The organism is Roseateles sp. (genome assembly GCF_031397715.1).
GTDB lineage: Bacteria > Pseudomonadota > Gammaproteobacteria > Burkholderiales > Burkholderiaceae_C > Paucibacter_A.
Genome location: NZ_JANNMI010000154.1, coordinates 1 through 2,962 on the forward strand (window position 1 = coordinate 1; position 2,962 = coordinate 2,962).

Annotated in this window: 4 protein-coding genes; all 4 read right to left on the reverse strand. The window is 61.2% G+C overall.

From position 1 onward, the window contains the following. Window positions 1-574: ABC transporter permease (locus tag RMO57_RS06735; protein WP_310385302.1), on the reverse strand; the 574-nt coding region annotated here is incomplete at its 3' end. A gap of 43 nt (window positions 575-617) precedes the next feature. Continuing rightward, entirely contained in the window at window positions 618-1,595 is a 978-nt protein-coding gene (locus RMO57_RS06740) for an ABC transporter permease (RefSeq protein WP_310385303.1), read from the reverse strand. Between the two features lie 180 nt (window positions 1,596-1,775). Next, window positions 1,776-2,549 carry a DUF3047 domain-containing protein gene (locus RMO57_RS06745; protein ID WP_310385304.1) on the reverse strand — a complete coding sequence of 258 codons (774 nt, stop codon included), beginning with the start codon at window positions 2,547-2,549 and terminating at the stop codon, window positions 1,776-1,778. 124 nt (window positions 2,550-2,673) lie between these two features. Beyond that, window positions 2,674-2,962: porin (locus RMO57_RS06750; protein WP_310385305.1), on the reverse strand; the 289-nt coding region annotated here is incomplete at its 5' end.

The following is a 2,962-nucleotide window of genomic DNA, read 5'->3' on the forward strand; positions in this document are numbered from 1 at the left end:
CGGTGCGCGCGTACTGCACCCAGCCGGTCAGCGAAATCGCCAAGATCAAAACCAGAAACGCCAGGCTGTCATGCGCGTTCGGGAACATCGCCCGGCCCACGCCGTCGATCAACAAAGCGATCAGGATCGACGGGAAGGACAGCATTACATCGCAGATGCGCATGATGAAGGCGTCGATCTTGCCGCCGACAAAACCCGACAGCAGCCCTAAGCCGACGCCGATCGTCATCGACAGCAGCACCGAGGCAAAGCCGACGAACAGCGAGATGCGCGCGCCATACATCAGCGCCGACAGCAGATCGCGGCCCTGGTCGTCGGTGCCGAGCAGGTATTTGCTGCTACCGCCCTCCATCCAGGCGGGCGGCAGGCGTGCATCCATCAGCTCCAGCGAGGCCAGATCAAAGGGGTTGTGCGGCGCAATCACTTCCGCAAACAGCGCGCAGAAGATGCACAGGAAGGCGATCAGCGCCGCCACCATCGCCACCGGCGAGGAGCGAAACGAATGCCAGACATCGCCGGCAAAAAAGCGGCTGAAAGCCCCTGGCGCAGCCGGGGAAGAAGAAAGTGAACTCATGCGGGGGTGGACTCGGCTAAAAGACGGGATTAGGAGGGCAATATCAATGCGCCTTGCCCTCGACACGCAAGCGCGGATCCACCGCGAAATAAAGCAAGTCCACCAACAAATTGATGGTCACAAAGATGAAAGAGATCAGGCACAGATAGGCCGCCATCACCGGGATGTCGGCAAACTGCACTGCCTGGATGAACAAGAGCCCCATGCCGGGCCACTGGAACACCGTCTCGGTGATGATGGCGAAGGCGATCAAGGAGCCGAGCTGCAGGCCGGTGATGGTGATCACCGGCACCAGCGTGTTTTTCAGCGCGTGGCCGAAATAGACGCTGCGGTTGCTCAAACCGCGTGCGCGGGCGAACTTGATGTAGTCGGTGCGCAGCACTTCCAGCATCTCGGAGCGCACCAAACGCATGATCAGCGTCAGCTGGAACACCGACAAGGTGATCGCCGGCAGCAAGACGTGGCGCAGGCCATCGGCAGTCAGCAGCCCGGTGGTCCAAGTGCCAAAAGCGACCACGTCGCCGCGGCCAAAGCTGGGCAACCATTTCAGCCACACCGCGAACACCAGAATCAGCAAGATACCGATCAAAAAGGTCGGCAGCGAGACGCCCAAGAGCGAGAACATCATCAGCAGTTGCGAGCTCGCCCGGCCACGCCGCAGCGCCGCATACACGCCCAGCGGAATGCCCACGCCCAGCGCAATCAGGCCCGCCACCATCGACAATTCCAAGGTAGCGGGGAAGCGCTCGACGATCAGGCTGGAGACCTTGCGGCCTTGGCGCAGGCTGAGCCCGAACTCGCCTTGCACGGCATTGCCAATGAAGCGGGCGAACTGGACCGGAAACGGTGCGTCCAAACCCAGGTCTTTGCGCAGCGCGATGCGCTGCTCCTCGGTGGCATCCTGGCCGAGCAAATTGGTGACGGGATCGCCCACATACTGGAACAACATGAAGGCAATGAAGGCCACCGTCAGCATCACGATGATGGCTTGGGCGAGGCGTCTGAGAATGAAAACTAGCATGTACTGGAGGGCTTACATTGGGCTGCCGGACGAGCGACGCATGGCGCCGGCAGCCAGAGGACAGAATTTGGATTGACCGGACCTTATCCCGTCAGGAAAGCTGCGACATGATGGCCAAGAGCTTGCCGCGCCACAAACGGGTAAGCACTTAGCAGAGCTCATGTCGCAACGTGGCAGGGTTCAGAGCTGCAGGCTTCCGCCCAGGGTTCGCTGCATCGAATCAAGCAGCAAGATGCTGCCGTAACAGGCCTCGGCACGACTGCCGGTGTTGTCCCCATCCGTCATCATGGCCATTGAGGTCAAGGTGCCGGGCGCTTCACCGAAGGCCTTGTGAAAGTCGGCTCGCACATCACGCCGCAGGCGTTGCCAACTGCCCAAGCCCTGCTTGCCCGAGCCCACGACGATCTTGCGGATGCGATCGCTGCGCGAGCTGATGATGACGGTCTCGGGGGCGGCACTGGCATCCCAGACATACATCAGCGTCGCGAAAGGCGGGGCCTCGCCGGTCAAGGTCTCCACCAACTCAAACTGCATCCGATTGCGCAACGACAGCTTGCTTGAATCACCATCAAAACCCAGCAGCAGGCGCGCCGGCGCGTCATCGGTATCTGCCTCGGCGACCGTGGCACGCACCTCCAGCTGATGTATCCACCAATCAAATTGCAGCGCTTCGACTTGCTCCGTCGCAATCTTCAGCGGCCGCCGCCACAGGCTGACCGACTGCACGGCCTTGGCCAGCACGCAGTCGCGCCCGGCGCGGCGCGCAAAAGCGTATTGGGTCTTTTGCTTGCCCGGCAACTCACGGGCGGACCATTCGACCAAGCTGCTCGGCATCGGGTCCTGGGAGTCGGGTTTTGGTGTCGGTGCAGCGCATCCAAACAGCAGGCCGAGCAAGCCCAGCGAGAGTGCGAGCTGGGCAATGGAGCGAGGCAAAAGATGAAATTTCAGGGGCATCGCCTCAGTATACGAAGATCGAGTGCGCACCAAAGCCTCCGGCTCAACTGAAAACGGGCCGCATTGCGGCCCGCCGTTCAAGTCAAGAGCGCTCAAACCAGGCGCCCCCGAGGTGATGATTCCATCAGAAGCGGTGACGCAGGCCCACGGCAAAGCTGTTGGAGTCGGTGCCGGCACTGGTGGTCACGCCGCCCAGAAAGCCAGCCTGACCGGGAGCCAACTGGCCCAGACCCTTGTTGTCGAAGTGGGTCAGCACCACGTTGACATCGGTGCGCTTGGAGAAGGAGTAGGTGTAAGCGGCACCGTAAGACTGGGTATCGGCGTTGAAGCTGGTCTTGTCGTCAAGCTTGGAGTAGGCCGTGTAGAAGGTATTGGAGCCCATCGTCATCTTGTAGCCGATGTGCATCAGCACG